The organism is Ekhidna sp. (genome assembly GCF_965221965.1).
Taxonomy (GTDB): domain Bacteria; phylum Bacteroidota; class Bacteroidia; order Cytophagales; family Cyclobacteriaceae; genus Ekhidna.
In genome coordinates this window covers 241,215-263,949 of record NZ_OZ244926.1, presented here as the reverse complement: position 1 = coordinate 263,949, position 22,735 = coordinate 241,215, and the positions used below count along the sequence as shown (strand labels likewise).

At 39.5% G+C, this 22,735-nt stretch carries 19 protein-coding genes; 6 read left to right on the top strand and 13 right to left on the bottom strand.

Going from position 1 to position 22,735, the window contains the following annotated elements:
- The first annotated feature begins 190 nt into the window (after positions 1 to 190).
- Entirely contained in the window at positions 191 to 1,291 is a 1,101-nt protein-coding gene (locus tag ACOQON_RS01280) for a fatty acid desaturase family protein (RefSeq protein ID WP_420577121.1), read from the top strand.
- A gap of 153 nt (positions 1,292 to 1,444) precedes the next feature.
- On the opposite strand, the gene ACOQON_RS01275 is transcribed toward ACOQON_RS01280, so the two are convergent.
- Entirely contained in the window at positions 1,445 to 4,351 is a 2,907-nt protein-coding gene (locus ACOQON_RS01275; protein WP_420577120.1) for a CHAT domain-containing protein, read from the bottom strand.
- 51 nt (positions 4,352 to 4,402) lie between these two features.
- Between ACOQON_RS01275 and ACOQON_RS01270 the strand changes: the two genes are divergently transcribed.
- The gene (locus ACOQON_RS01270) at positions 4,403 to 5,014 is read left to right on the top strand and encodes an aminotransferase class IV (RefSeq protein WP_420577119.1); all 612 of its coding nucleotides are present in this window, start codon (positions 4,403 to 4,405) and stop codon (positions 5,012 to 5,014) included.
- On the opposite strand, the gene ACOQON_RS01265 is transcribed toward ACOQON_RS01270, so the two are convergent.
- The 9 genes from ACOQON_RS01265 to ACOQON_RS01225 all read right to left on the bottom strand — a co-directional run bounded on the left by ACOQON_RS01265 (position 4,983) and on the right by ACOQON_RS01225 (position 12,253).
- On the bottom strand, positions 4,983 to 6,242 hold the full coding sequence (locus tag ACOQON_RS01265) for a CHASE2 domain-containing protein (protein ID WP_420577118.1): 1,260 nt from the start codon (positions 6,240 to 6,242) through the stop codon (positions 4,983 to 4,985). The genes ACOQON_RS01270 and ACOQON_RS01265 overlap by 32 nt on opposite strands.
- A gap of 54 nt (positions 6,243 to 6,296) precedes the next feature.
- Entirely contained in the window at positions 6,297 to 7,328 is a 1,032-nt protein-coding gene (locus ACOQON_RS01260) for a hypothetical protein (protein ID WP_420577117.1), read from the bottom strand.
- A complete protein-coding gene (locus tag ACOQON_RS01255; protein WP_420577116.1) occupies positions 7,306 to 7,908 on the bottom strand; it encodes a hypothetical protein in 603 nt (200 codons plus the stop codon). The genes ACOQON_RS01260 and ACOQON_RS01255 overlap by 23 nt, the downstream gene beginning before the upstream one ends.
- Positions 7,898 to 8,440: an RNA polymerase sigma factor gene (locus tag ACOQON_RS01250; protein WP_420577115.1), complete on the bottom strand. Its 543-nt coding sequence runs from the start codon at positions 8,438 to 8,440 to the stop codon at positions 7,898 to 7,900. Before ACOQON_RS01250 ends, ACOQON_RS01255 begins: the two co-directional genes overlap by 11 nt.
- A gap of 206 nt (positions 8,441 to 8,646) precedes the next feature.
- Positions 8,647 to 8,898: an ATP synthase F1 subunit epsilon gene (gene atpC, locus ACOQON_RS01245; protein WP_420577114.1), complete on the bottom strand. Its 252-nt coding sequence runs from the start codon at positions 8,896 to 8,898 to the stop codon at positions 8,647 to 8,649.
- Between the two features lie 6 nt (positions 8,899 to 8,904).
- Complete coding sequence (gene atpD, locus ACOQON_RS01240; protein ID WP_420577113.1) at positions 8,905 to 10,413, bottom strand: F0F1 ATP synthase subunit beta; 1,509 nt, start codon at positions 10,411 to 10,413, stop codon at positions 8,905 to 8,907.
- Between the two features lie 77 nt (positions 10,414 to 10,490).
- The gene (locus tag ACOQON_RS01235; protein WP_420577112.1) at positions 10,491 to 11,180 is read right to left on the bottom strand and encodes a tetratricopeptide repeat protein; all 690 of its coding nucleotides are present in this window, start codon (positions 11,178 to 11,180) and stop codon (positions 10,491 to 10,493) included.
- Between the two features lie 5 nt (positions 11,181 to 11,185).
- Positions 11,186 to 11,737, bottom strand: coding sequence for an RNA polymerase sigma factor (locus ACOQON_RS01230; protein WP_420577111.1), 552 nt, complete (start codon positions 11,735 to 11,737; stop codon positions 11,186 to 11,188).
- A gap of 105 nt (positions 11,738 to 11,842) precedes the next feature.
- Complete coding sequence (locus ACOQON_RS01225; protein WP_420577110.1) at positions 11,843 to 12,253, bottom strand: hypothetical protein; 411 nt, start codon at positions 12,251 to 12,253, stop codon at positions 11,843 to 11,845.
- 182 nt (positions 12,254 to 12,435) lie between these two features.
- On the opposite strand from ACOQON_RS01225, the gene ACOQON_RS01220 reads away from it, so the two are divergent.
- Positions 12,436 to 15,402: a CHAT domain-containing protein gene (locus tag ACOQON_RS01220; RefSeq protein WP_420577109.1), complete on the top strand. Its 2,967-nt coding sequence runs from the start codon at positions 12,436 to 12,438 to the stop codon at positions 15,400 to 15,402.
- On the opposite strand, the gene ACOQON_RS01215 is transcribed toward ACOQON_RS01220, so the two are convergent.
- The 3 genes from ACOQON_RS01215 to ACOQON_RS01205 are packed head-to-tail and all read right to left on the bottom strand — an operon-like array spanning position 15,387 to position 18,901.
- On the bottom strand, positions 15,387 to 16,595 hold the full coding sequence (locus ACOQON_RS01215; RefSeq protein WP_420577108.1) for a sensor histidine kinase: 1,209 nt from the start codon (positions 16,593 to 16,595) through the stop codon (positions 15,387 to 15,389). The genes ACOQON_RS01220 and ACOQON_RS01215 overlap by 16 nt on opposite strands.
- Positions 16,596 to 16,640: 45 nt before the next feature.
- Positions 16,641 to 17,957 (bottom strand): ABC transporter permease, encoded by a 1,317-nt coding sequence (locus ACOQON_RS01210; protein ID WP_420577107.1) that lies wholly within the window; start codon positions 17,955 to 17,957, stop codon positions 16,641 to 16,643.
- Between the two features lie 20 nt (positions 17,958 to 17,977).
- Positions 17,978 to 18,901 carry an ABC transporter ATP-binding protein gene (locus tag ACOQON_RS01205; RefSeq protein WP_420577106.1) on the bottom strand — a complete coding sequence of 308 codons (924 nt, stop codon included), beginning with the start codon at positions 18,899 to 18,901 and terminating at the stop codon, positions 17,978 to 17,980.
- A gap of 125 nt (positions 18,902 to 19,026) precedes the next feature.
- On the opposite strand from ACOQON_RS01205, the gene ACOQON_RS01200 reads away from it, so the two are divergent.
- The 3 genes from ACOQON_RS01200 to ACOQON_RS01190 are packed head-to-tail and all read left to right on the top strand — an operon-like array spanning position 19,027 to position 22,644.
- Positions 19,027 to 19,752 (top strand): lysophospholipid acyltransferase family protein, encoded by a 726-nt coding sequence (locus ACOQON_RS01200; RefSeq protein WP_420577105.1) that lies wholly within the window; start codon positions 19,027 to 19,029, stop codon positions 19,750 to 19,752.
- Positions 19,753 to 19,771: 19 nt separating this feature from the next.
- Positions 19,772 to 20,062: an Asp-tRNA(Asn)/Glu-tRNA(Gln) amidotransferase subunit GatC gene (gatC, locus tag ACOQON_RS01195; RefSeq protein WP_420577104.1), complete on the top strand. Its 291-nt coding sequence runs from the start codon at positions 19,772 to 19,774 to the stop codon at positions 20,060 to 20,062.
- An 8-nt stretch (positions 20,063 to 20,070) separates the two neighbouring features.
- Positions 20,071 to 22,644 carry a hypothetical protein gene (locus ACOQON_RS01190; protein ID WP_420577103.1) on the top strand — a complete coding sequence of 858 codons (2,574 nt, stop codon included), beginning with the start codon at positions 20,071 to 20,073 and terminating at the stop codon, positions 22,642 to 22,644.
- Positions 22,645 to 22,735 lie beyond the last annotated feature (91 nt).

Below are 22,735 nucleotides of genomic sequence, written 5' to 3'. Positions count from 1 at the left end.
GCTTCCTTTAGTGGATTTATTAACGGTTACAGGGTTTTTAGAATGGTTTGTGGCTAAAGAATCTCGTCCTATGGATACATTCCTCCGATGTATCCGATTGGGGCTCAGGGCTTTTGTTAGTAACTTTGCGCTTTCAAACAAAAACATTCTCTTGTTTAGGGGTGTTTGCTTGAAAAAGAAACATACACGCATGATTATCAGATACAAATTTGAGAACAAGTTAGATAGGGAGTTTGCAGCTGCACTAAGGACCAGGGTAAATGCATACTTTCAAGATAACCAAATCAAAAGAAATGCAAACAGTCAAATGATCATTAAGACCATTTCTGTTTTAGCCATGTACCTGGTGCCATATTTTCTTTTGATATTAAGTGGCTTTACAAACCTTTGGTTACTAATGGGGCTGTGGATGTTCATGGGAATAGGCAAAGCGTTCATCGGTACTACCATCATGCATGACTCCATCCATGGTTCTTATTTTAAGAATCAGACCATGAATAACCTGATGACTTTCTCAGCTACCATTGTGGGAGTAGATAAGCTCATCTGGCATATACAGCACAACGTACTGCACCACACCTATACAAATCTGGAACATGCTGATGAGGATATTTTACCTCGATTTGTGTTTAGATACAATACCAATCAGCCACATAAGTGGTTTCACAAGTTCCAACATATCTATGCGCCGATTTTTTACTGCGTCCCATTGTTAGAGTGGATCACTACCAAAGACTTTATTAAGGTGTTCGACTACAGACGAGATAGATTGATCAAGAAAAAGGATTTTCCGATGGAACTAACCAAAGTGATCCTGAGGAAAGTATTTTACTGGGTAGTATTTCTAGTGCTTCCGGTAATGCTTATTCCGGTTCCTGCATGGATCACCATCCTTATGATATTTGCCTCACACTGTATCACAGGGATCATGCTCGCTATGATTTTCCAGACTGCTCATGTGGTAGAGCCGGCGGAATTCTTTGATGAAGAAGATGAGCATGTAAAACACAGTTGGGTAGCTCATCAGTTGAAAACAACGTGTAACTATGGTATGGACGACAAAGTGCTTTCATGGTTTTTAGGAGGTCTGAACTTCCAGATCGAGCACCACTTATTCCCTGAAATTTGCCATGTGCACTACCCGGCGGTATCAAAGCTGGTGCAGAAGACGGTTAAAGAATTCAATTTGCCTTATTATGCTTTCCCTTCTTTTGGGGCCGCAGTGGCTAGCCACTTCAAGCACATGAAAGAAATGGGAAGTGCAAAAGATTTGAAGGTGCAGGTTGCATAGTTTAAACCACAGAGGTCACAGAGAATTCACAAAGAACACTAAGTGAAAATCGCTATTAAAAGGGATTCCACGAAAGGGATTTATCTCTTCTTCTAGCTCAATAGAATTTAAAACATAGACTCCCTACGGGAGTGACAGTGTGTTTTAATTATACTAATTAAGCATTACAAAGGCACCCCAATAATAGGGCTCAGGGAATGACTCTCTGAGCTTTTTTTGTGCTGCAAAAAAGGCATCCTCTTTCTTCTCTCCTCCCATCCAATTTTGGTAAAAGGAGGTCATCAATTGTTTGGTGGCTTCATCACTTACCTTCCACAAACTCATGATGACGGATTCTGCTCCGGCAACCTGGAAAGCACGCTGAAGGCCATAGACTCCCTCACCGGACTTCACCTCGCCAAGACCGGTTTCACAGGCACTCAGCACTACCAGGTCCGTATTCTTCAAATTAAGTGTGATTACTTCATAAGCTGTAAGCACGCCATTATTTGTGCTTTTAACCTCTACTGATTGATCGGATTCCTCCATGGTTTGTTCTGCATTGGCTAGCATCAAACCTGACCTTAAAAGAGGATTTTCCTTCGCCTGGCTCACATCCACACCAAATACCTTATCTCCTGAAGCCTGACTTTCAGGTAAGAAAAAACCATGAGTTGCAATATGAAGTAAAGAAGGTGAATTGATGGATTTGAAATTCTCCTCTGTCGCTTGTTTTTGCATAAAGGTTTTTGTGCTGAAGCCTTTGCCTTTAGTGATCCCGCTGATTACTTCCAGCTCAGCTTTTGTTCCGGGCAGTGGACTTAATAAACCCTTACTCCCAAAGTCAGGATAACCAATCAAAGACACATTTTTTGAAGAAAAACCAGCGCTCTTTTTCTTTACCAAATCACGCGTGCTTGTATATAGCTGAAGATTAAAATTATCAGAAACATAGCTGCCATCCGGACGTTTCAATGCTCCAATATTCATCTGAAAATAAATACCATCGAGAGAAAGGTGAATGTTATTAAATCCTGAAAGGGCCTCATCCACCGGCTTCCAGTATTTATCGTATGAAATCCAATCCTGCATTTTGGCCTTCACCATATTTAAATAGGCTTTTGCGTATTTTCCATCAAGGTCCTGACCACCCTCAATTTCAACCACTCTTGGATGTATCGATTTAAGATCTGCGATTAAAAAAGCATAGTTCTTTTCTTGCTTAAAACTTCGATCAAACACCGGGTAACCAACAATCTCTATCGCAGCATCCCCCGACCCGAGTTTTGACTTCACTTCCGCTACCGTAGTGTTTGGAAGTTTATTGGCTTGTGCGAAACTTGCGGATCTTCTGTTTAGCTCCTTCTCCAGTTGATTGGCCTCTTCTTCAGCTGCACTAAGATCTATTTTCAGATCACGAATCTGTTCCTTTGAATAAGAATAATAGAGAAGTAGTTTTTCCTTGGAATCCACCCAATCCGTGTAAAGCTGTTTAAGGCTTTCATCATTGCTGTTCAGAATTTCTTCACGGACTTTACTGGAAGCACTAAGCAAGATACCCTTCGTTTTCAGGTGCAGGTTATACATATCGGTGAGGAGGGATGGATCTTCTTTTCCCCGCTCCACAGCAAAAGCGTAAAACTTCAAAATGGATGGGCGAACCTTGGCCCAATATTGACTTTTCTCGTATTCGCTCATTGCCCCAAAGTACTTTTCAACCAAATCCAGGTTGGTGCTTAAGGACTTTTCAAAGTTTGTTTTGGCCTGAGCATAATCTCCTTTCTCCCAGGCTATCACCGCCAGGTCCTCTAAAGAGCTCAGGTAATCCGGATGAAACTCATTGAAAAGGTCTAAGTAAGAATTACTTACTTCTCCTATAATTCTTTCAGCCTCTATCAAGCTTCCGTTTGTGAGATGGTACCTTCCCAGATTATGCTTTGTTTTGATGTAAGCTGGGTGGGACTCAGAATATTTACTCCTGAATATATCAAGCGAATGATCCAGAAGGCCCGGCACTTCACTTGGTTTACCTTGTTCCATCAAAACCGCGGCGAGGTAATTCTTTACATTTCCGACATCCGTTTGGTTTTTGGCCATTCTTTTTTCCTTGAGCTCAATAATGTCTCTGAAAACCGTCTCTGCCTCAGCATAGGATCCCGCACTGTATTGAATAAGGCCCTTATTTATTTCAAAGCTCACATTATCCCGGCCTTTCTCCCGCAATGCACCATCTGCATATTGTGTCGCAAGGTCTATGGTTTCCAGTGCTTTATCATATTGCCCAATTTCATTGTAGAGCAGTGCTTTGTTATTAAGGATTATGGCATGTGAAAGCGAACCTGTCCGATCGTTTCTCCGGATCACTTCTTCTGCTTTATTGAAATAATCCTCAGCCTCAGTATATCGTCCCTGAGCCTGTGAAATCGTTGCATGATTGCAATACAGTGAAGCCAAAGCTGCTGTATTCACTCCAATTATTTCTTTGAAATACCGTGTGGTTTCTTCAATAAATTTTTCTGACAACTTGTAGTCACCTTCAGCATGTATTAGTATGGAAACATTAGCGATGGTCTTACCTAATGCATATTTATCTGCAATAGTCATCGTATCCATATTCACCAATTCCTCTATGGTGAAAACATTATCAAAAGAGGGTACATCATCCATCATCAACCTGAGTGCCTCATTGAAGTTTCTGGTAGCGATAAAGGGATCTACATAGATGGTGATCTCGGCTTTCCTGTTAAGGTCAAAAACCTGTTCATAAATTTCAAGCTGTAGGGCTCCCGTTTCCTCACTTTCATAATTCTTGGCCAATGTCACCAAAAGATTTTCCTTGCTATCTCTATTCGCGAAGAAGGAGGCCCTATTCCCCTGGGAAAAGATGTAATTGTAAAAGGAAGTATCTTTATCAAGTTGCTCCTGCCTGATCTTCTCAAACTGATCCTTCTTTAGTTCATCCGGATCAATTTTTTCTTCAACCGCTTTTTTCACCCGATCTTTGAGTTTACCGAAGTTGATCTGAGCAACAGATTGGAAAGAAAGAAGTAGTAGAAATAAGACTGGGATAACTCGACGCATAGCTAGGATTATTTTTAGATAAAGTTAGAGTTTTAAGCTAAGACGAAAAAGATGCAGCTGATTGAAAGCATTCAAATGAAAGATGGTCAATACGTGAATTTGCCTTTGCATCAGGCTAGAATGGATCGTGCATTCGAACGATTTGCTCCTTCCATTGAATCCCACGATTTAGGGCATATTCTCCCAAATATTCAGCTTGATGGAACCTACAAAGTGCGATTGGTTTATGATCTGGATACAGAAGACGCTGAATATGATATCGAGTATGCAGAATATCTTCCGCGCAACATAAAATCGCTGGAAGTAGTCCATTCCAAACCATTTGACTATTCCATGAAATATGCTGACCGCTCACATATCAATAAGCTAGTCAAGCAATCAAAGGCTGATGACATCATCATAGCCATTGATGGGAAAATCACAGATGGCTCCTATTTCAATGTGGTCTTTTGGAACGGCACTGATTGGCTTACTCCAAACAGCTATTTGTTAAACGGTGTGCAAAGACAACAACTTTTGAACGAGGGGAAAATAAAGGAAGCCTCCATCAGTGTTGAGGACTTGGTTTATTTTAAAAAAGTGAGTTTGATCAATGCTATGTTGAATTTGGGCGAATTAGAATTGGATGTCGCTACGATTTCGCTTCCCAAAACCTCCGGTTGATTTTAAAAACCTCTTTTCTTCTCTCCTTAGAAAAAAGATTCTTCACCACTCCATGATACACTTCCAGTGAATCTCCCGATAGTGCAATTACAATCATTGAGAGGGTAAAATCAGCTTTATAATTAAAAACCAATAGCAGATAGATCATGATAGTGGCAAGCCCGGCAACTTCTATTAATTGAAAAATTTTCGTGATTCCATCATACCATCTTGGCATAGCTCCATATATGATTTTGAATAGAAACACATTGAACAAACAAAAAAAGATCGCAAGAGCTATTTGAGCATTTTCTGACATTTGATCGATGTGATCATCATCGAGAATTTGAGAGGTTATGTTTGCATGAACTACTCCTCCAAACATGTCATTCTTTGCTTTTCCGACATAGTTCTCATTCATGGGGGTGAAATAGTAATCCTCCGTTGTTTCGGTATCTCCGATGTACTTACCCAGAAAACACATGATGACTATTTTGTCTTCAAATAGGTCCTCGGTAAAATTCTCATCAAAAACATCATATACATCCAGTGCGAAGTACTTCATTCCATATTGGGCCGAAGAAAAGCTGATGATATTTCCTTTATAATTGACCACCTCCACATCGTTTCCACGAGCTAAAAACTTCTCAGTCATTGATGAATCATATGCATATGCAAGCCGAACGGGGAAGGAGTATCGAATTTCACCATCCACTTTTTCATATGGCGTAAACTCACGACACATCTTCAAATCTTCCTGTGTTCGCGCACCGGTAATCATATTTACGTACCCCAATGCCGACTCCTGAACAATGTGATCTTCCGGCTTAATGGTGGTTTCAAATTCACCTCTTTCCTCATTGTAATTGATTAGCTTTTCCCCGATGATGATATTAGGCGTTTCAGATAAGACACGAGTAAGCGCGCTATCTTCGGCCCACTCCTTAGGTGCATCCAACATGACATCCAGCCCAATAACCTTTGGGTTGTACTTGTTGATAATCTCAATTTGACGTGCAATGCCTTCCCTGGGTATTTCGCCGATATTTACGATTACAATTCGCTCATCGGCAATGGGGTCATCCTGTAGTTGAGAGAACACAATATCTGTCAGTTCAAAATCGGAGAACATCTCACCTATTGGGTCAAAAGCATCAAAAACTTTGAGAAAAGTGAGGGATGCAAATGCACCCATTACCCCAAAGATGAAAAGTGAGCAGAGGATGGTGTCGAGAAGGAATCGTTTCATTTGCTAAAAATAACCGATTCGATTCTTCGACAACATCCCCTTTTTGGGGTATTCTCAAAAGGACAACCCAAACTTTATCGCCGGAAAAGCATCTTTAAAATCATTGGTAAAGATGATTTCAGGTGTGAAACTAATTTTTGATTCGTTCTTTTGGGTATAGATAGAGAATTTATAGGTACCTCCCCGATAAAACTCTCCATCTCGATGAATCAATGCCCCAAATGCTAATCCAAGTTCATACTTTGGTAAAAATTGATGCGAGACAAAACCGGATAAGAATCCATTCACATCAAGGTTAAAGTCGTCTTCAGCCTCTTCCCTGAAGAAATAGTGCTGCGTGTATAGTGCACCAAATTGCAACCGTGGATTTCCTAACCGATCCGGCATGTTAAACGCCATTTTAAAGCCTATATCAGGAACCCAACGATCACGATAGAAACCTAATCCAACCCCTGCACTAAGCTCAATATTGTCTAGTCCTTGGTTATTCCCTTCAATCTGACTGATGCTGGCTTTCCCATATTTTATTTCTCCCGTTCCATTATAGAGATTACGTCGACCTTTATCCTCGAACTTCATCTCAATTTGAGACCAGACTGACTCAATCTCTAACGCTTTTATTTCCTCCAATTCCGCCAGTTGATTCACCGAAAAACCTATCGTCAGTTGCTCATATTGCATTCGAAATTCAATTCGGTCAGCATTTTTCTGAACAACTTCATCTCCGCCGATGACATAAATATCGTTGGGTCTTTCCAGCTTGGATACCTCGACCTTAGCCACTTCTTCCTCACCTTCTTCAACCGTTCGATAGGTGACCACCAGTCCACCATCCAATTCTGTATTATTGACTGCTGTTTCCATAATGTTCACAGTCGACTTCCAGAGATCATCGGTGAGATACTCCTTCTTTCTACTCATTCTGTTGAATGAAAAAACGACTTCACTGTTTGTGTCTGTTTTAAGAACCAATGTATCTGGGTAATTGATACTAAGCGGCTCAATTGAACCTTGTGTATATCCTTCAACTATTCCAATACATAGAAAAATGAGGACGAGGTATTTATTGATTTTTATCTTTTTCATAGAGCTTAATCTTTAATGCTTGATAATTGACATTTAATTCATCGGGAGATTTCTGCCATTGAGCTCTTATGGTCATCGTTCTTCCATTTTCAACGTTGGACTGCTCGAGACTGGCCTGTATTGTTGAAATATCTTCTGCCGCAAACAGCGACCTGTTCTTTTCTTTTTTAAGCTGAATCGCAACTGGTTCCAACTCTAATTTTATCGCTGGTAAACTTGCCAGATGTAAAGGATCAATACCTTTCTTTTTTAGTGCTTTCGGTTCTTCATAATGAGACACTTTATCAACGGTAACTAGTCGATTTGCTTGTTCCTGTACGACAGCCGGAACTTGAACCTCTTCTTCTAAGGCCGTTGATTGCTCTGTGAGAGCTAGATTCTCTGATCGCTCGGTTGACTGATTAAGAATGAAAGTCAAACCTAAAACCAGACAGGCAGCAGCTACCCACCAAATGGCTAGTGGTTTACGATCATCCAATCGTCTATCCAGCTTTGACCAGGTCACCTCATCATCGAATTCAAAGCCTAGATCCAGGCTTGAAATCTGATCCAATTTCTTTGACAATTCTTTATGAGCCATAGCTTTCATTTTTTATTTCTAACATTTCACGAAGTAGTTTCTTCGCTTTAAACAATTGGGATTTAGAAGTGCCGATTGAAACCCCCAGCCTATCACTAATTTCCTGGTGAGAGTACCCTTCCACCTCATATAGGTTAAAAACCGTACGATAGCCAACTGGAATAGACCTTATCACTTTCAGAAGGTCTGCCGTTTGGAGCTGATCAAGTGGTGAAACATCAACCTCTTTATCTAAACCCTCATTAATGGCTAGTAGCTGAATTTCTTTGTTCTTCCTCAGCTTCATCAAAGCTTCATTCACCATGATTCTCTTCACCCAGCCAAAAAATGCACTTTCATTCTCGTAATTGAATTGTTTGAAATTCTTAAATACTTTGTAAAAACCTTCTAGCAATACGTCCTCAGCATCTTCGGTGCTTTTCATATAGCGAATGCAAACGCCCATCATGGGTGTACAGAGTCGCTTGTAAAGCTGCTTCTGAGCCTTTCGGTCTCCGGATTTGCTCTTTTCGATTAGGTCTTTGGTATTCAAGAGTAGCATTTGGTAGTAGAATGCGGAATGCGGCTGGTTGGTTGTCTGAGTACAAAAAAGAAACCAATTTTTATTGCAACCTGGAATTGGAAGGGAATCTATTACGATAAATGCTCATATGATTCCTATTTAGGGTTAAAGCTTGTTAAACAAAAAAGCCATCCAGAATAATCCGGATGGCTTTCAATTAAAATTTTCAGTATCTGTTATTCAGCAAATATTTTCTCTACTAAAACATTCACTTTATTGTTCATCACTTCTACAACCCCTCCTTCTACAAGGATATGAACTTCATCCTTTTTCTCAGGTTTGTAGCAAATATCTCCTTTACCTAGCGTAGAAACCATCGCTGCGTGGTTATTCAATATCTGGAATGAACCATCGCTTCCTGGGAAAGAGGCACTAACCACTTCTCCTTCGAATACTTTCTCGTCCGGTGTTACTATTTCTAAAAACATAGCTCTTTAAGCGTTAGCCTCAGCCATCAATTTCTCACCTTTCTCGATTGCCTGCTCGATGGTGCCTACAAGGTTGAATGCTGCTTCCGGTAGGTGATCAAGCTCACCATCCATGATCATGTTAAACCCTTTGATGGTATCCTTGATATCTACAAGCACTCCCTGAAGACCTGTAAACTGCTCTGCAACGTGGAATGGCTGAGATAGGAATCGTTGTACCCTTCTAGCTCTGTGCACCACTTCCTTATCTTCATCAGAAAGCTCGTCCATACCAAGGATGGCGATGATATCCTGAAGTTCTTTGTATCGCTGAAGGATCTCTTTCACTCGCTGCGCACAATCATAGTGCTCAGCACCCAAAATATCTGCACTCAAAATTCGAGAAGTTGAATCCAATGGATCCACTGCCGGATAGATACCTAGCTCAGCTATCTTTCTTGAAAGTACCGTTGTTGCATCCAGGTGAGAGAATGTTGTAGCCGGTGCAGGGTCAGTCAAGTCATCCGCAGGTACGTAAACAGCCTGTACAGATGTAATTGATCCTCGCTTGGTTGAAGTAATTCTCTCCTGCATCAGTCCCATCTCAGTTGCAAGCGTTGGCTGATAACCCACAGCTGACGGCATACGACCAAGAAGTGCGGAAACCTCAGAACCAGCCTGTGTAAATCGGAAAATATTATCTACGAAGAAAAGAATGTCTTTACCTTTTCCTTCACCGTCTCCATCTCTGAAGTGCTCAGCAACGGTCAAACCAGAAAGTGCTACACGTGCACGTGCACCTGGTGGCTCATTCATCTGTCCGAATACAAATGTCGCCTTTGAATCTTTTAGTTTGTTTTTATCAACTTTAGATAAATCCCATCCGCCTTCTTCCATTGATTTTCTGAATTCATCGCCGTAATCAATAATTCCAGCTTCAATCATCTCACGAAGAAGATCATTTCCTTCCCTTGTTCTTTCACCCACACCTGCAAATACAGACAAACCACCGTGTCCTTTTGCGATGTTGTTGATCAACTCCTGAATCAATACGGTTTTACCAACACCCGCACCACCAAACAAACCAATCTTACCTCCTTTGGCATACGGCTCGATGAGGTCGATTACTTTAATACCGGTGAAAAGTACTTCAGTTGAAGTAGATAGATCCTCAAATGGGGGAGCTGATCTGTGTATTGGAAGACCATTAGAATTATCAACCTCTTCCATTCCATCAATTGCGCCTCCAACTACATTAAAAAGTCGTCCCTTGATCGCCTCACCTGTAGGCATTTTAATCGGAGCTTTGAGGTCAATTACTTCAGTTCCTCTCTTCAAGCCATCAGTTCCTTCCATCGCGATGGTTCGCACTGATTCTTCTCCCAGGTGCTGCTGCACCTCCAAAATTACTTCTGTGCCGTCCGGACGAGTCACTTTTAGTGCGTCCATGATGTTTGGAAGTTTTGATCCTTCAGCACTGAAGCTAACGTCTACTACCGGACCAATAACCTGGGTAACCTTACCTGTATTTGCCATTATTCTTGTGGTTATATTAATGGGGTTGTTTGAAATTTGGTGCGAAATTAAGGGAAATTTCTAAGAAATTAAGACTATTACTCACGCAAATTATCAAGCAAGATAGACGACTTACTTTTATAGTTAGATGAGCCTCTATTAAGCTTCTCTAATCGGTTCCTAGCCTCATTTGCATTACCAATTCTTATAAGTGCAAGGCTTTGATACCATAGAAAGTCATCCTCAAACTGAGTATCTTCAAAGGGGACAGAATTCAGGATTTCAAGAGCCTGCTCGTTTTCATTAATCATCAGGTAAGAAACTCCCAAGTAAAGACTAACAACTAACTGATTATTATCTAGCGAATATTGTAGAACATCAATGGCTTCCTGATACTCACCCCTATTATAAGAGGTTAAATCAGGCTTCTGTTCGTCTGATCTATTAGTAACAACATCCGGATAAGGCTCAAGGTAATTTTCAACTAACTGATTTAATGTTGGGGTTGGCACAAATAGATAGTAGGAAGCAAAAGAAATGATCATCAAGATAGAAGCGGCTATCCAAATAGGTGACCAAGATTTGTTTTCTTTTTTGGTATTTATAACAGATCTCACCACTTGTCCAAATGCTTGTGTATCCGAATCAACAATTTGCATGATCCTTCGACTATGTTCCACAAATTCTTCCAATTCCTTATTATTGGACAATCGGCTTTCAAATTCCAATTGCTCTGATTCACTCATCAGTCCTCTGAGATACTTAAGTATTTTTTCTTCTTCTATCATACTTACTAATTACTCAATAGTTCTTGATATTGTGAGTCAGACTTTACCATCTTAACCAATTCATTCTTACATCTGAATTTTCTTTTTCTTGCGAGACCATCATTTTCATATCTCATTTTAATAACAATCTCTTTCATACTCATACCATTAAAAAAGTAGTTTAGAATCTCCTGACACTCTTTAGATAATCTACTAAAATGTTTTTTATAGATTACTTGTACTTCTGCATCTTCTATAATGGAGTTCGATTGTTTTTCATCACGTTCTGAGATTGTTCCTTCTATAGAAAAATCAGAATACACCAAACGTCCTTTTGTCCTTAATCTGTTCAGCCACAACTTTTTTGCTATAGAAAATATAAAAGTGGATAGTTTACAATCGAGACTAAATGATGTCTCTTTAAATTTTTGATAAACAACAACCAAAGTGTCCTGAAAAACATCCTCTGCATCTCGTTCACTTCCTGAATTTCTTCTTATCCAATTAGATATTACGGGGTAGCATTCATCATAAATTCTTTCAATATACTTTCGGTTCCAGTTCTGTTGATCAATCACGAATTAACATTTTCGAAATCGAAAATAACAAAGGGGCTCAATATTGAGCCCCTTTTATTCCCTTTCTGAAAGAAATATCCTTCATACTTTATAATTAAAACGTAATTATCCACCTATACCTGGGCCACTGTTTCCAGTCCCTGATGAACAGAACTCAGCTCCTGATATATTAAGATTTACTGTAGCTGCAGAAGTTAAATTCGATCTTACAGAAAGAGTTGTGTGATAGGTACCGGTAGGGTACTGTCCGGACCACCCACCTGGGTAATCAGGGTTGAATAGAGGATTGCTTGATGTCCAATTATCATTGTAATCATCGCATCCACCAGCTGGCAACCACAAAAGATCACCTCCATCCAAGGTAATACTTGGGCCATTAGAAGTGATGCTGGCATCATTACCAACCGTCCATGTATAGCTAGTTGCTCCACACACTTCATTGGTATTGAATGTTATATTGATATCTGTTACAGATATATTAATCTCATTTACCCATGGTGTTGTTGTCCATAACATATTGGTCACATTATAACAGTCAGATGGCCCTGGATTAACAGGAATAGGTCTTTGTGAATAACTAACAGTCATCATAAACATCAGCACAAAAAACAGTGAATTCGATTTTCTCATTTTCTTAATGTTTTGTTTAAAATTTATTTGAGTGTTTATTGCATTAGCAATCCATTTGTTCCAGCGTAATGAAAAAAAATATTTTAATCTTTTATTTTTTTATTGGATTAAACTCTCTCCTACAAAGTCAAAGCAATGAAAATTCTACGGAAACGGCATTGCAAAACAACAACCCTGACCGTGCTATCCAGTTAATCTCACTGCAGATAAAGGAAGGTGAGATTGATTCAGCAATTTTTAATTATTTAAAAGTTGCTAACCATTTTGTTAAAAGAAGGAATATCGAGGAGTCGCTGAAAGTTCTAACGGTTGTTGACAGCTTAATCACCTCATTTGGTATTAAATCAGACACCATAAGCTACTTATTGAATATGACTAAAGGAGCACGACTTGTAGCAGACTATAATCCTGAATCCATAGCCTTCTTAAAAGAAGCATTAAAAACCTACTTTAAAAATAATTATTCGGACAGTGTACAGTTGGCGAGAATATATGGGAATATTGGAAATAGCTACTTCATTACTTATCGGTATGATAGTAGCAAAAACTATTATGTAAAGTTAGCTCGACTAATGAATAATAAGAAGGTCGAAGAAAAATTGGGCATTCCGTGCTATTGGTCACTTGGTTTAAGCTACAATTCCATGGGTCTTGTAGACAGTTCAATATACAGCTATAATAAAGCCCTTACCCTAGTAGGAGAGGTAAATGCAAACAATGCATACACTCATATATCCATCAACACTAACAAATCTTCTGAGTTAAGAAAGATCTACAGAATAGAAGAGGCATTTGATGAAATATCTAAAAATGATTCCATTATCAAGTCATTTAACCTTGATCTTAATGACCAGCAAATCCTTAATTCGATGTTTGAGATGGCACTAGTAAAAAGAGATTTAGGAAAATTAAATGACGCCTTAATGCTTCTGAGGGAGATTAAGGCAATAGAATCTCAAAAATACGATAGGAACCATATAACGAGTGCATACAACCATTATTCAATATCAGAGACATTTTACCAGATAGGTCAGTATGATTCCGCATTATTCCACTTACTTTCTGCCTACCACATAACTGAAAATCAAGAAACCGACTTTTCAAATTACATGATTTTGCTTGATCGTAAGCTTGGAGACATAAAATCTGAACTATCGAACTTTTCTGAATCACTAAGAGCGTACAAAAAGGCATATTTAAGACTTAGAAACCATAAAAACGTAAATAGATTCAGTCAAGCAGCTGTCGAACTAGAAATAGCTAATGTTTTTTTTAGGATGAATAGTTATGACTCCTCAAAACTCTATATCCAGAAGTCTTTAGAAAATAATTGTATGGGAAGATGTGATTATGGTAAATACCCTCTGCCGAGTGAAAATGTCTACTCAATTCCTTTGATTCTAAAAACCCTTGTTTTGAGATTGCAACTGGAAATACAAAGAAATCCAGATAGTCAAGAAACACTCGAATTATGTGAGGTTTTTATGAAATGGCGAGACCGATTCGACCTAGAGGTTATAAATGATAATGATTTGCTTCAATTAATCAATCTGCAAGAAGAATTAATCAGCCTACTATTACATTCAAATTTGGACAATGAATCAATTTTCCCACTTGTCTTTAAACTCCAAGAAATCAATCAAAATAAAAAACTTATCAGAGAACTCGAATTCAGAAATACTAAAAAATCAATACTCAATGCAGACCTTAAACATCGGATTAATAGCTTGGACCAATCAATTGGTCACCTATCAAACTCCCTAAGAAATGATTCTAGTTCAGAAGACCAAATAACATCGGAATTAAATAAGCTAAAGAGAGACAAAATTACTTTCCTGGACCAGCTCAAAATACAGAATCCTAATTATTTCAATATTAGATATGGTCCAACAAATGAAATACTTTCAACAGCCAAATCCACTATCGGTGAAGATCAGATTTTAATCAGGTATATATGGGTGGGAGAAAAGATATGGATTACTTTTCTAACGCAAAATGATTACGGTATTATTCCTGTTGATTGGGAAAATGCTGAGTCTGATTTGAGCTCATTTCTTTCGATGATAAGTCAACCAGATCACACAACTGATGAGGTTCAGAAATATCAAGATTTGGCTTTTAAAATCCATCAGAAACTTCTACTCCCAATGTCACAGCATATCGAAAGTAAGAATCTCATAATTTATCCTGATAAAGCTTTACACTACCTACCATTTGAAGCACTTGTGATTGATAAGAATAACAGTGCATCAACCTATACAGATTTAAATTACTTAATAAAAAATCACTCTGTAATATATGAAAATGCGGTAACTAGAAAGTTTCTAACAAAAAAAAACAAACCTTCCAAGACTGATGTTTTGGTTTTTAGTCCGGAATACGAAAACTTTCCACTTCCTTGGGCTAGCGAAGAGATAAAACAGATCAATAAATCAATAGGAACTACATCATATGTTTCCAAGAAAGCCACTATTGTTAACTTCCTTGATAAAGCTCCAAAGCATTCTCAAGTTCACTTTTTGGGACACGGTTTCATGAACGCTCAAGATCCTCTTGAATCTTATCTTCTTTTTTCTAAATCCCCCAATGAAGATAGACTTAGTGTGAGAGATATCTACAAACTGAAAACATCCAATAGTCTACTCGTCCTAAGTGCTTGCGAAACCGGAGTGGGAGAATATATAAATGGAGAAGGTGTGGTCAGTTTAACGAGAGCATTTTTCTACGCTGGTGTTGAATGTATTGTGATGTCATTGTGGAAGATAAACGATATGAGTACAACTCTCCTCATGGGTGGTTTCTACAAGCAAATTAGTAATGGGAAAAGAATTGATGAATCATTAAGAATCTCAAAACTTGAGCTGATAAAACGTAACAATGGCCAATTTGCTCATCCATACTATTGGGCTGGATTCATAGTAAAAGGGAATTCTGAAAAATTATCAAAAAGAAATAATAAAGCATTGATAACGGCATCAATTATATCTTTTATTTTCATCTTCCTCTTGTACAGAAGGTATCATCCATTCAGGTAAATTCGGAAAGTTGTCCCCTTGTTCATTTCAGACTGTTTCACGAAAATCTTCCCTTGATGATATTGCTCGATTATCCGTTTTGCAAGTGTAAGGCCCAGTCCCCACCCACGCTTTTTTGATGTGTATCCTGGACGAAAAACACGATTGATTTTTGATTTGGGGATTCCTTTTCCTGTATCCTTCACATCTACGGCAATCCTTCCTTCATTCGCGCGTAAAATATTGATGTTAATAGATCCTTTTCCATCCATCGCATCTGCTGCATTCTTGCACAGGTTTTCAATCACCCAGGCAAAAAGAGATTGATGAATTCTGGCTTCAATTTCCCTATTCGGAAATGCTGTCACTGTCAGTTGAATTTTAGTCGATAGTCGCTTTTGTAAATAAATGACGATTTCGTCAATTGTATCCACAATATTCAGCCTCGTCAATTGTGGTTCACTTCCAATACTGGAAAACCGATCGGTTATGACCTGTAGCCGATCTACATCCTTATCAAACTCCAGTAAGGCCTCATTTTGATCCGGATAAAGGCCTTTGAAATACTCTGACCATGCCATCAACGAAGACAATGGCGTTCCAAGCTGGTGAGCGGTTTCCTTAGCAAGACCTACCCATACGTGATCCTGTTCCACTCGTCTTAAATAATTGAGGATCATAAAGGTGATTACACCAAATAGCGCAATCACTGAAAGCTGTATATATGGATAATATTTTAGCTGTCTTAGAAGAAAGGAATTTTCATAGTAAATAAACTTGGTTCCGTATTCATTTCCAGCATCATCTGTAAGCGTCACTTCGATGGGCTCACGCTCTTCCTTCATTCTTGTCATCTCATTCATGAGATAAGCTTTTTTCTCCTCGCCCTGCAACCTGTCAGCATCCGGAAGGTTTCTATGAAATTCAGGAGCCCCATTGATATCTGTAAGGATGACCGGTATCGTATGGTTTGCAGAAACCACCTCATCAAAGATCATGAGGAAGTTGTCACTGGCAGTAGCCAAAAATTCTAATGAGCTGGCATAGATTTCAATCTGCCGCTGCTCCCGCTCACGAATTTGCTCAACCAGGCTATTGGTATACCAAATGGAGCCTAAACTGATTACAACAGCAAACCCCACTACGATCCACTTAAGGTGGGGCCGTAGTGGGGCCAGTGTGTTGCCAGTAGCTTCTTGAAATTTTTTCTTCAATCCGGATTCCTTTGTTTAAAAATAACGAGGAATCTGCGATCTATTTTAATTCTTCTGCATGAGCCACTTGGCAAGGATCTTATAATTCACCTTCGCTCCATGCATGAGTATACCTATTCGGTAAATTCTCCCCGCCAACCAAAGAGTGAAAAGGAATCCACCGATCAGCAGTACCATACTCAATGCAATCTCCCAGGCAGGAACTCCAAAACCAATTCTACCCATCATGACAATAGGCGAAGTAAAAGGAATGATCGATAGCCAGAAACTAATTGTACCGTGAGGATCAGGGAATACAAACATCATTAATCCCATCAAAGCAACAATGATTGGCATCATGATCGGCATCATGAATTGCTGGGCATCTGCAGGGGTATCTACAGCAGAACCTACAGCAGCAAACAATGCTCCGTACAATAAATAGCCACCCAAGAAGAAAAAGACGAACAGCAACACAATCTTGGTGATTGGAATATCATTGATAATGCTCATCATTTCCTGAACCTTGGCATTGGCTTGAACGGACGAAGCACCACCGTTTGCTTCCTGCATCATTTGTGCCGTTTCCGCAGGATCTAAGCTCAATCCAAAGGCAGCCATTCCTGCAAATACAATCACACTTATCAAGACCATCCAAATAAGGAATTGAAAGATTCCAACAGAAGCAACGCCAACCACTTTTCCTATCATCATGTGAAATGGTCGAACAGTCGACACAATTACCTCAACGATTTTGCTATTCTTTTCTTCAATCACACCCTGCATCACCTGGGCACCATATGCAAAAAGGAAGATGTAAATCAAAAAGCCCATCACGTATCCAATTCCAAACGTCACTCCTGAATCACTCTTTTTTTCGTCTCCTGTCTCGCTCAAATTGAATGATTCTATTTGGACTGAGGTTTTTAATTCATCAAGCTGTTCTTCAGTAAGTCCTGACCTGGTTAGCTTGACATCTCTTATTTGTGCTTCAATTTTGTTTTCGAATCCATCCACCAGATTGACCCCCGGAGAAGTGTGAGCGTAGAACTTTACACCTTCAGGTTTATCAATATCAAATTTCGGAATATAAATAAGTGCAAAGTCATCAGATTTGCTAAATCTGGCTTTGGCTGAATCCAGAGGGCCATCAACCAGCTGGTAATCATAGCTCTCGGTATCCTCAAACTTCAAAAGTGAGCTTTCATCAAGCACGTGAATGACTTCAAGCTCTTTGTTTTTCTCATTTTGAATTGCCAAATAGATCATACCTCCTATAATGGCTGGAAATAGAATTGGTACTAATATCGTTGCGAGCAGGAAGGACTTCTTCTTTACCCTGCTCATAAACTCTCGCTGAATTACTAATAATATCTTATTCATTTCTCGTGATTTTAGGTGATTTAGGCTTCTACTAATTCAGGATTTCCCTTTACTAGGGAGATGAAAATGTCATTCATACTTGGAATGCGCTCAACAAATGAATGAATCTCAATCTGACTGATCAAAGCCTTCAGAAGTTCATTCGGGTTACCATCAGCGGAATATTGAATCAGGGAGCGCATGAGCCCACGACCGATTTCCTCTGTGTTTAACACCTTAAAGCCTTCTCCGTCTTTAATCTTACCTTCTTTATATTCAACATAATAGGTGCCATCTCTGAACTGCTCTTTGATCTCAACCTTAGAGCCGTCAAGAATTTTTTCTGATTTGTTGATCATAGCCACATGATCACATAGCTGCTCTACTGATTCCATTCGGTGAGTGGAGAATATGATTGTGGCTCCTTTCTCACGCAGCTCCAAAATTTCATCTTTAATCAGGTTGGCATTGACCGGATCGAATCCGGAAAATGGCTCATCAAGGATAATTAGCTTAGGTTCATGCATCACAGTAGCGATGAACTGGATTTTCTGAGCCATACCTTTCGAAAGATCCTCAACCTTTTTTCCCCACCAATCTAAAATATCAAGCTTCTGACACCAAGCCTTTCCTCTTTTGGAAGACTCTTTCATGGACAACCCACGAAGCTGACCAAGGTAAACAAGCTGTTCACCCACTTTCATCTTTTTATAGAGTCCACGCTCTTCCGGCAAATATCCGATTTCACGGATGTGCTCCAGATTTAGTGGCGCCCCATTGAATAAAATAGCCCCCTGATCGGCTTCAATGATTTGATTGATGATTCGGATGAGTGTGGTTTTACCTGCACCATTCGGACCCAGGAGGCCAAAGATGGTTTTTTCCGGGATTTCCATGGTCACACCAGACAAGGCCTGATGCGCGCTGTAGGATTTACTTACGTTTTCTACTTTTAATAAACTCACAGTGATTTCGGTTTTATGATCATTAGTGCACGAAAGTATCAAAAAATTACAGAGTGCTGCTTTTTTTTCTACCGACTGGAAATTGCGACTAATTTAGTGGCTCAAAAGGCACCTAACCGGCAGTAATGATTTTAAGACGTTTGTATTCCTTCTGGGCCATTTTTTCCATGGTCTTTTTCTTCGCCCTGCTTATCATTCCATTACTTATGATGGTGCCATTCAAGTCCATCCATAAAACCGCGCTAAAAATCAACTGTTTATGGGCGTGGTGTTTTTTGAAGATGGCATTTATTCCAGTAAGAAAAGACTGGAGGTTTGAGTTAGCAAAAGATCAGCAATACATTCTGTGTGCTAATCATTTCTCTTATTTAGACATTCCGATCCTGGGTCTCTTTCCACAGTCTTTCAAGTTTGTGGGGAAAAGTTCACTCGCTAGAATTCCCATTTTCGGATACATGTATCGTGCTCTTCATATAACCGTGAACAGATCCAGCTATAGAAGCCGGGCACAAAGTCTTGTGAAGGCGAGGGAAGCAATCAGTGACGGATTCAATTTAGGTTTCTTCCCCGAAGGAGGTATTCGATTAGAGCATTACCCGAACATGGTGGGTTTTAAAGATGGAGCGTTTAAGCTAGCGGCAGAAAATAACCTGCCAATAATACCCGTAACCTTACCAGACAATTACCTGATACTGCCGGATGATGACTTGCTAAACATTCGAAGAAGACAGTGTCGAATTATCTACCATGAACCCATATGGCCACAAGGACAATTAGACGAACATGTCAAGCAACTAAGGGAGGGTGTTTTTCGTGTGATTCAAACTGAACTGATCAGATACAAGGAATGAGGCCTAAATTTGACAACACATGAAAATAACGAATGAAATAGTAAGGAAGACCGCCAATCTGGCCAAACTTCAATTTGATGAAGTTCAGGAGCGTGCAATGGTGGCTGACTTGCAAAAAATGGTAGATTGGGTGGACAAACTGCAGGAGGTGGATACGGATGGGGTAGAGCCGCTGACCGGTATGACCTTCGAGACCGACCAGTTTAGAGATGACACAGTAAAAAATCACCTTCCTTCGGAAAAGACATTTAAAAACGCACCCAAGCATGACTCAAGCTATTTCAGGGTGCCTAAAGTGATCAATCAATAGTGAATCAATTGTCAAAAAAACTCATCACAGGAGTGTTTATCTCTTGCGTTATCACAATGCTTGTGTGCTATCAGGCCGGTTATAACCATTCAATCAACTGGGAAGTAACCACTATAGGTGAAGTGATCGAATTTCCGGCATGGGCACTGGAAACGGACCTAATAACCCATGAAATAACCGGAGAGAAATTCCTACTGAGTGAGACCTACTCCGGGAGTGAAATAGGAAGAAATATTGAAACTGACCAGGCCCTAATTGCTGCAATGTGGCTCGCCTTGTGCTTATTAATGGTCGCCTCAACATATTTAAAGCGATATGCTTTTTTTGTAGCAGCGGCACTTTTTGCTTTGTTTCTAAACAGACTTAATCTATTTGAGATCGGTCTCTTTGGAATCCAGCATCGGATGGTAATCCTGATTCCATTTGTTGCATTCCTTACTCCACTGGTCACTTTCCATGAATACAAAAAAAACACTCCTTTTCTCGTTCGGTTGGGATTAATGATTGCTTTGAGTGTTGGGCTACTTTTTGGAGTTGGAGAAACAGCACTCTTTACAGACCACATCATTACCCATTCTCTTTTTGGTTTTACTATTTGTGGGTTGATCTTTCTATTCATTATTTCGGAAGAAATCATCTTTAGCATTCTTTATGTGGTAACCTCCAGTAAAGGGGGGAAGAGTAACCACATCCATTTCACTATTCTCTCATTGGTTTATCTGGGTAACCTGATCCTTTACTATCTGAATAAATCAGGGCTTTTCGAAAACAGCTTTTTCCTTTTTGACCCATTCATACTGCTCGCAATATCCTGTCTTCTGATACTCTGGAGCATAAAATTTAAGGCCTCATTTCTGTCAAAAAGCCTGGATAGTCTAACGCTATTCCTGATCACCATGAGTTTAGGAATCATCACCCTTCTTTTTCTGACTCATCAGATGATCCGAGGCAATGATTCTGTGTATCAGGCCTTCCATTATTTCATATTATACTTCCATATCGGATTCGGTACTCTTTTCTTTCTCTACATCGTTGGAAATTTCATAGACCCTATGATCAAAGGCTTTGAGGTATATAAGATTGCCCATAGGGAACGGAATTTCCCATATGCAAGTGCACGATTGGGTGGTTTTTTTGCAGTATTGGCTTTCTATTTTCTGGCTAGCCAGGAGCCCTACAACCTGCTAAGGTCCGGATACTATAATTACCTGGCTCAAGAAGCAAAAACAGAAGGCAATGTACTTCTTTCCAAAGAATACACCTTGCAGGCCAGCTATCTTGGATATAACACCCACATGTCCAATTACAACCTTGGATGGTATGAGATGAACAAGGGAGCCGAGTTTGCGGCTAAAACCTACTTTCATAATGCAGCTCAGCGCTTTCCATCACCTTATGCGTGGGTCAACTATGGTAATCTGGACATTGAAGTAAACCCTAATAAAGTACAGGCAATATATGAGGAAGCTTTGAGGAATCGTTCCAGCGGAGAAATGGAAAACAATCTTGGGGTCTTGTATATGCAAAAAGATGATTTTGAAAAATCTCTTGAATACTTTCAAAATGCATCACCTTCAAATCAATGGAACAACGCACCCCTGGTAAACAAATGGAACGTTTTCAAAAGGCTTGAAATTGTAGACTCATCTTCCATATCTGATGACTACAAGCGTGGTAATTATGGAGTGAAAAGTAATATTCTTACTACACAGACAGACAATACTCTATTAAGTTTTCAATTCAGTGGAATTGCCAAGGCGGGTCACTTACATCGACAAGCTTATTTATTAAATGCTTTGCATCTTTTTGATCATGACTCACTTCAAGTACTGGTAAGAAGGGAGTTAGAAAGCTCTTCCGATGCGGCTTTCAATTCAAAACTTAGAAAGGCGCTGGCTCTTCACCTTTATAAAAAAGGTGAGGTAAATGAGGCCTTTCTGACACTTGATTACTTACAAGCCAATGCTCATCAGTACTTCAAGGGTGAATATTTAGATGCGATGGGAAAACTCGCCCTCGATCAGGGAGCATATAAATTATCGAAGGAATTCTTTGAAAAAGCGATAGAAGTGAAACACAACCGATCACTTTTTGGAAAAATGGAAGCGATGGCCAGAATGGGTATGAAGGATGATATTCCAAATACTTTACTGAAAAGCCTGAAAAAGAATCCGGAGCTAACATCACAAGCTAATCAGATTCTATCACGACTTGAAGATTACTCAGTTCCTGATAAAAAGCAAAGGGAAATTCCACAATTGAAGGCCATGAGCGATTCATCGCTTGTGAAGTTGGGGAGGCTCAATGCTTTTAATGAAGAGCAGGTACTGGCAGTAGTAAAAGAGTTGAAAAGCAGGGGAGCATCTGGTGCTTATGAATTATTGGTTGATGCTACCGAAATTAATCCATACAGCACTCGTCTACTTAAAGAATATGCCTTATTCGCACTCGACTGGAATCTGACAGATTATGCAGATCATACATTGAGCCAACTAGAGAATCTTCTTACTTCTGATGAATTAATTGAATTCAGGAGACTTTACGAAATAAAGAAGAAAGAAATGGAGAAAACTGAATGGTAATACGCTCACATTAGCAATAGAAAATACAAGTTCAGACATAAAAAAAGCCTCCAGAGATTTCAAGAGGCTTGATTTGATAACTTGCTTCTAT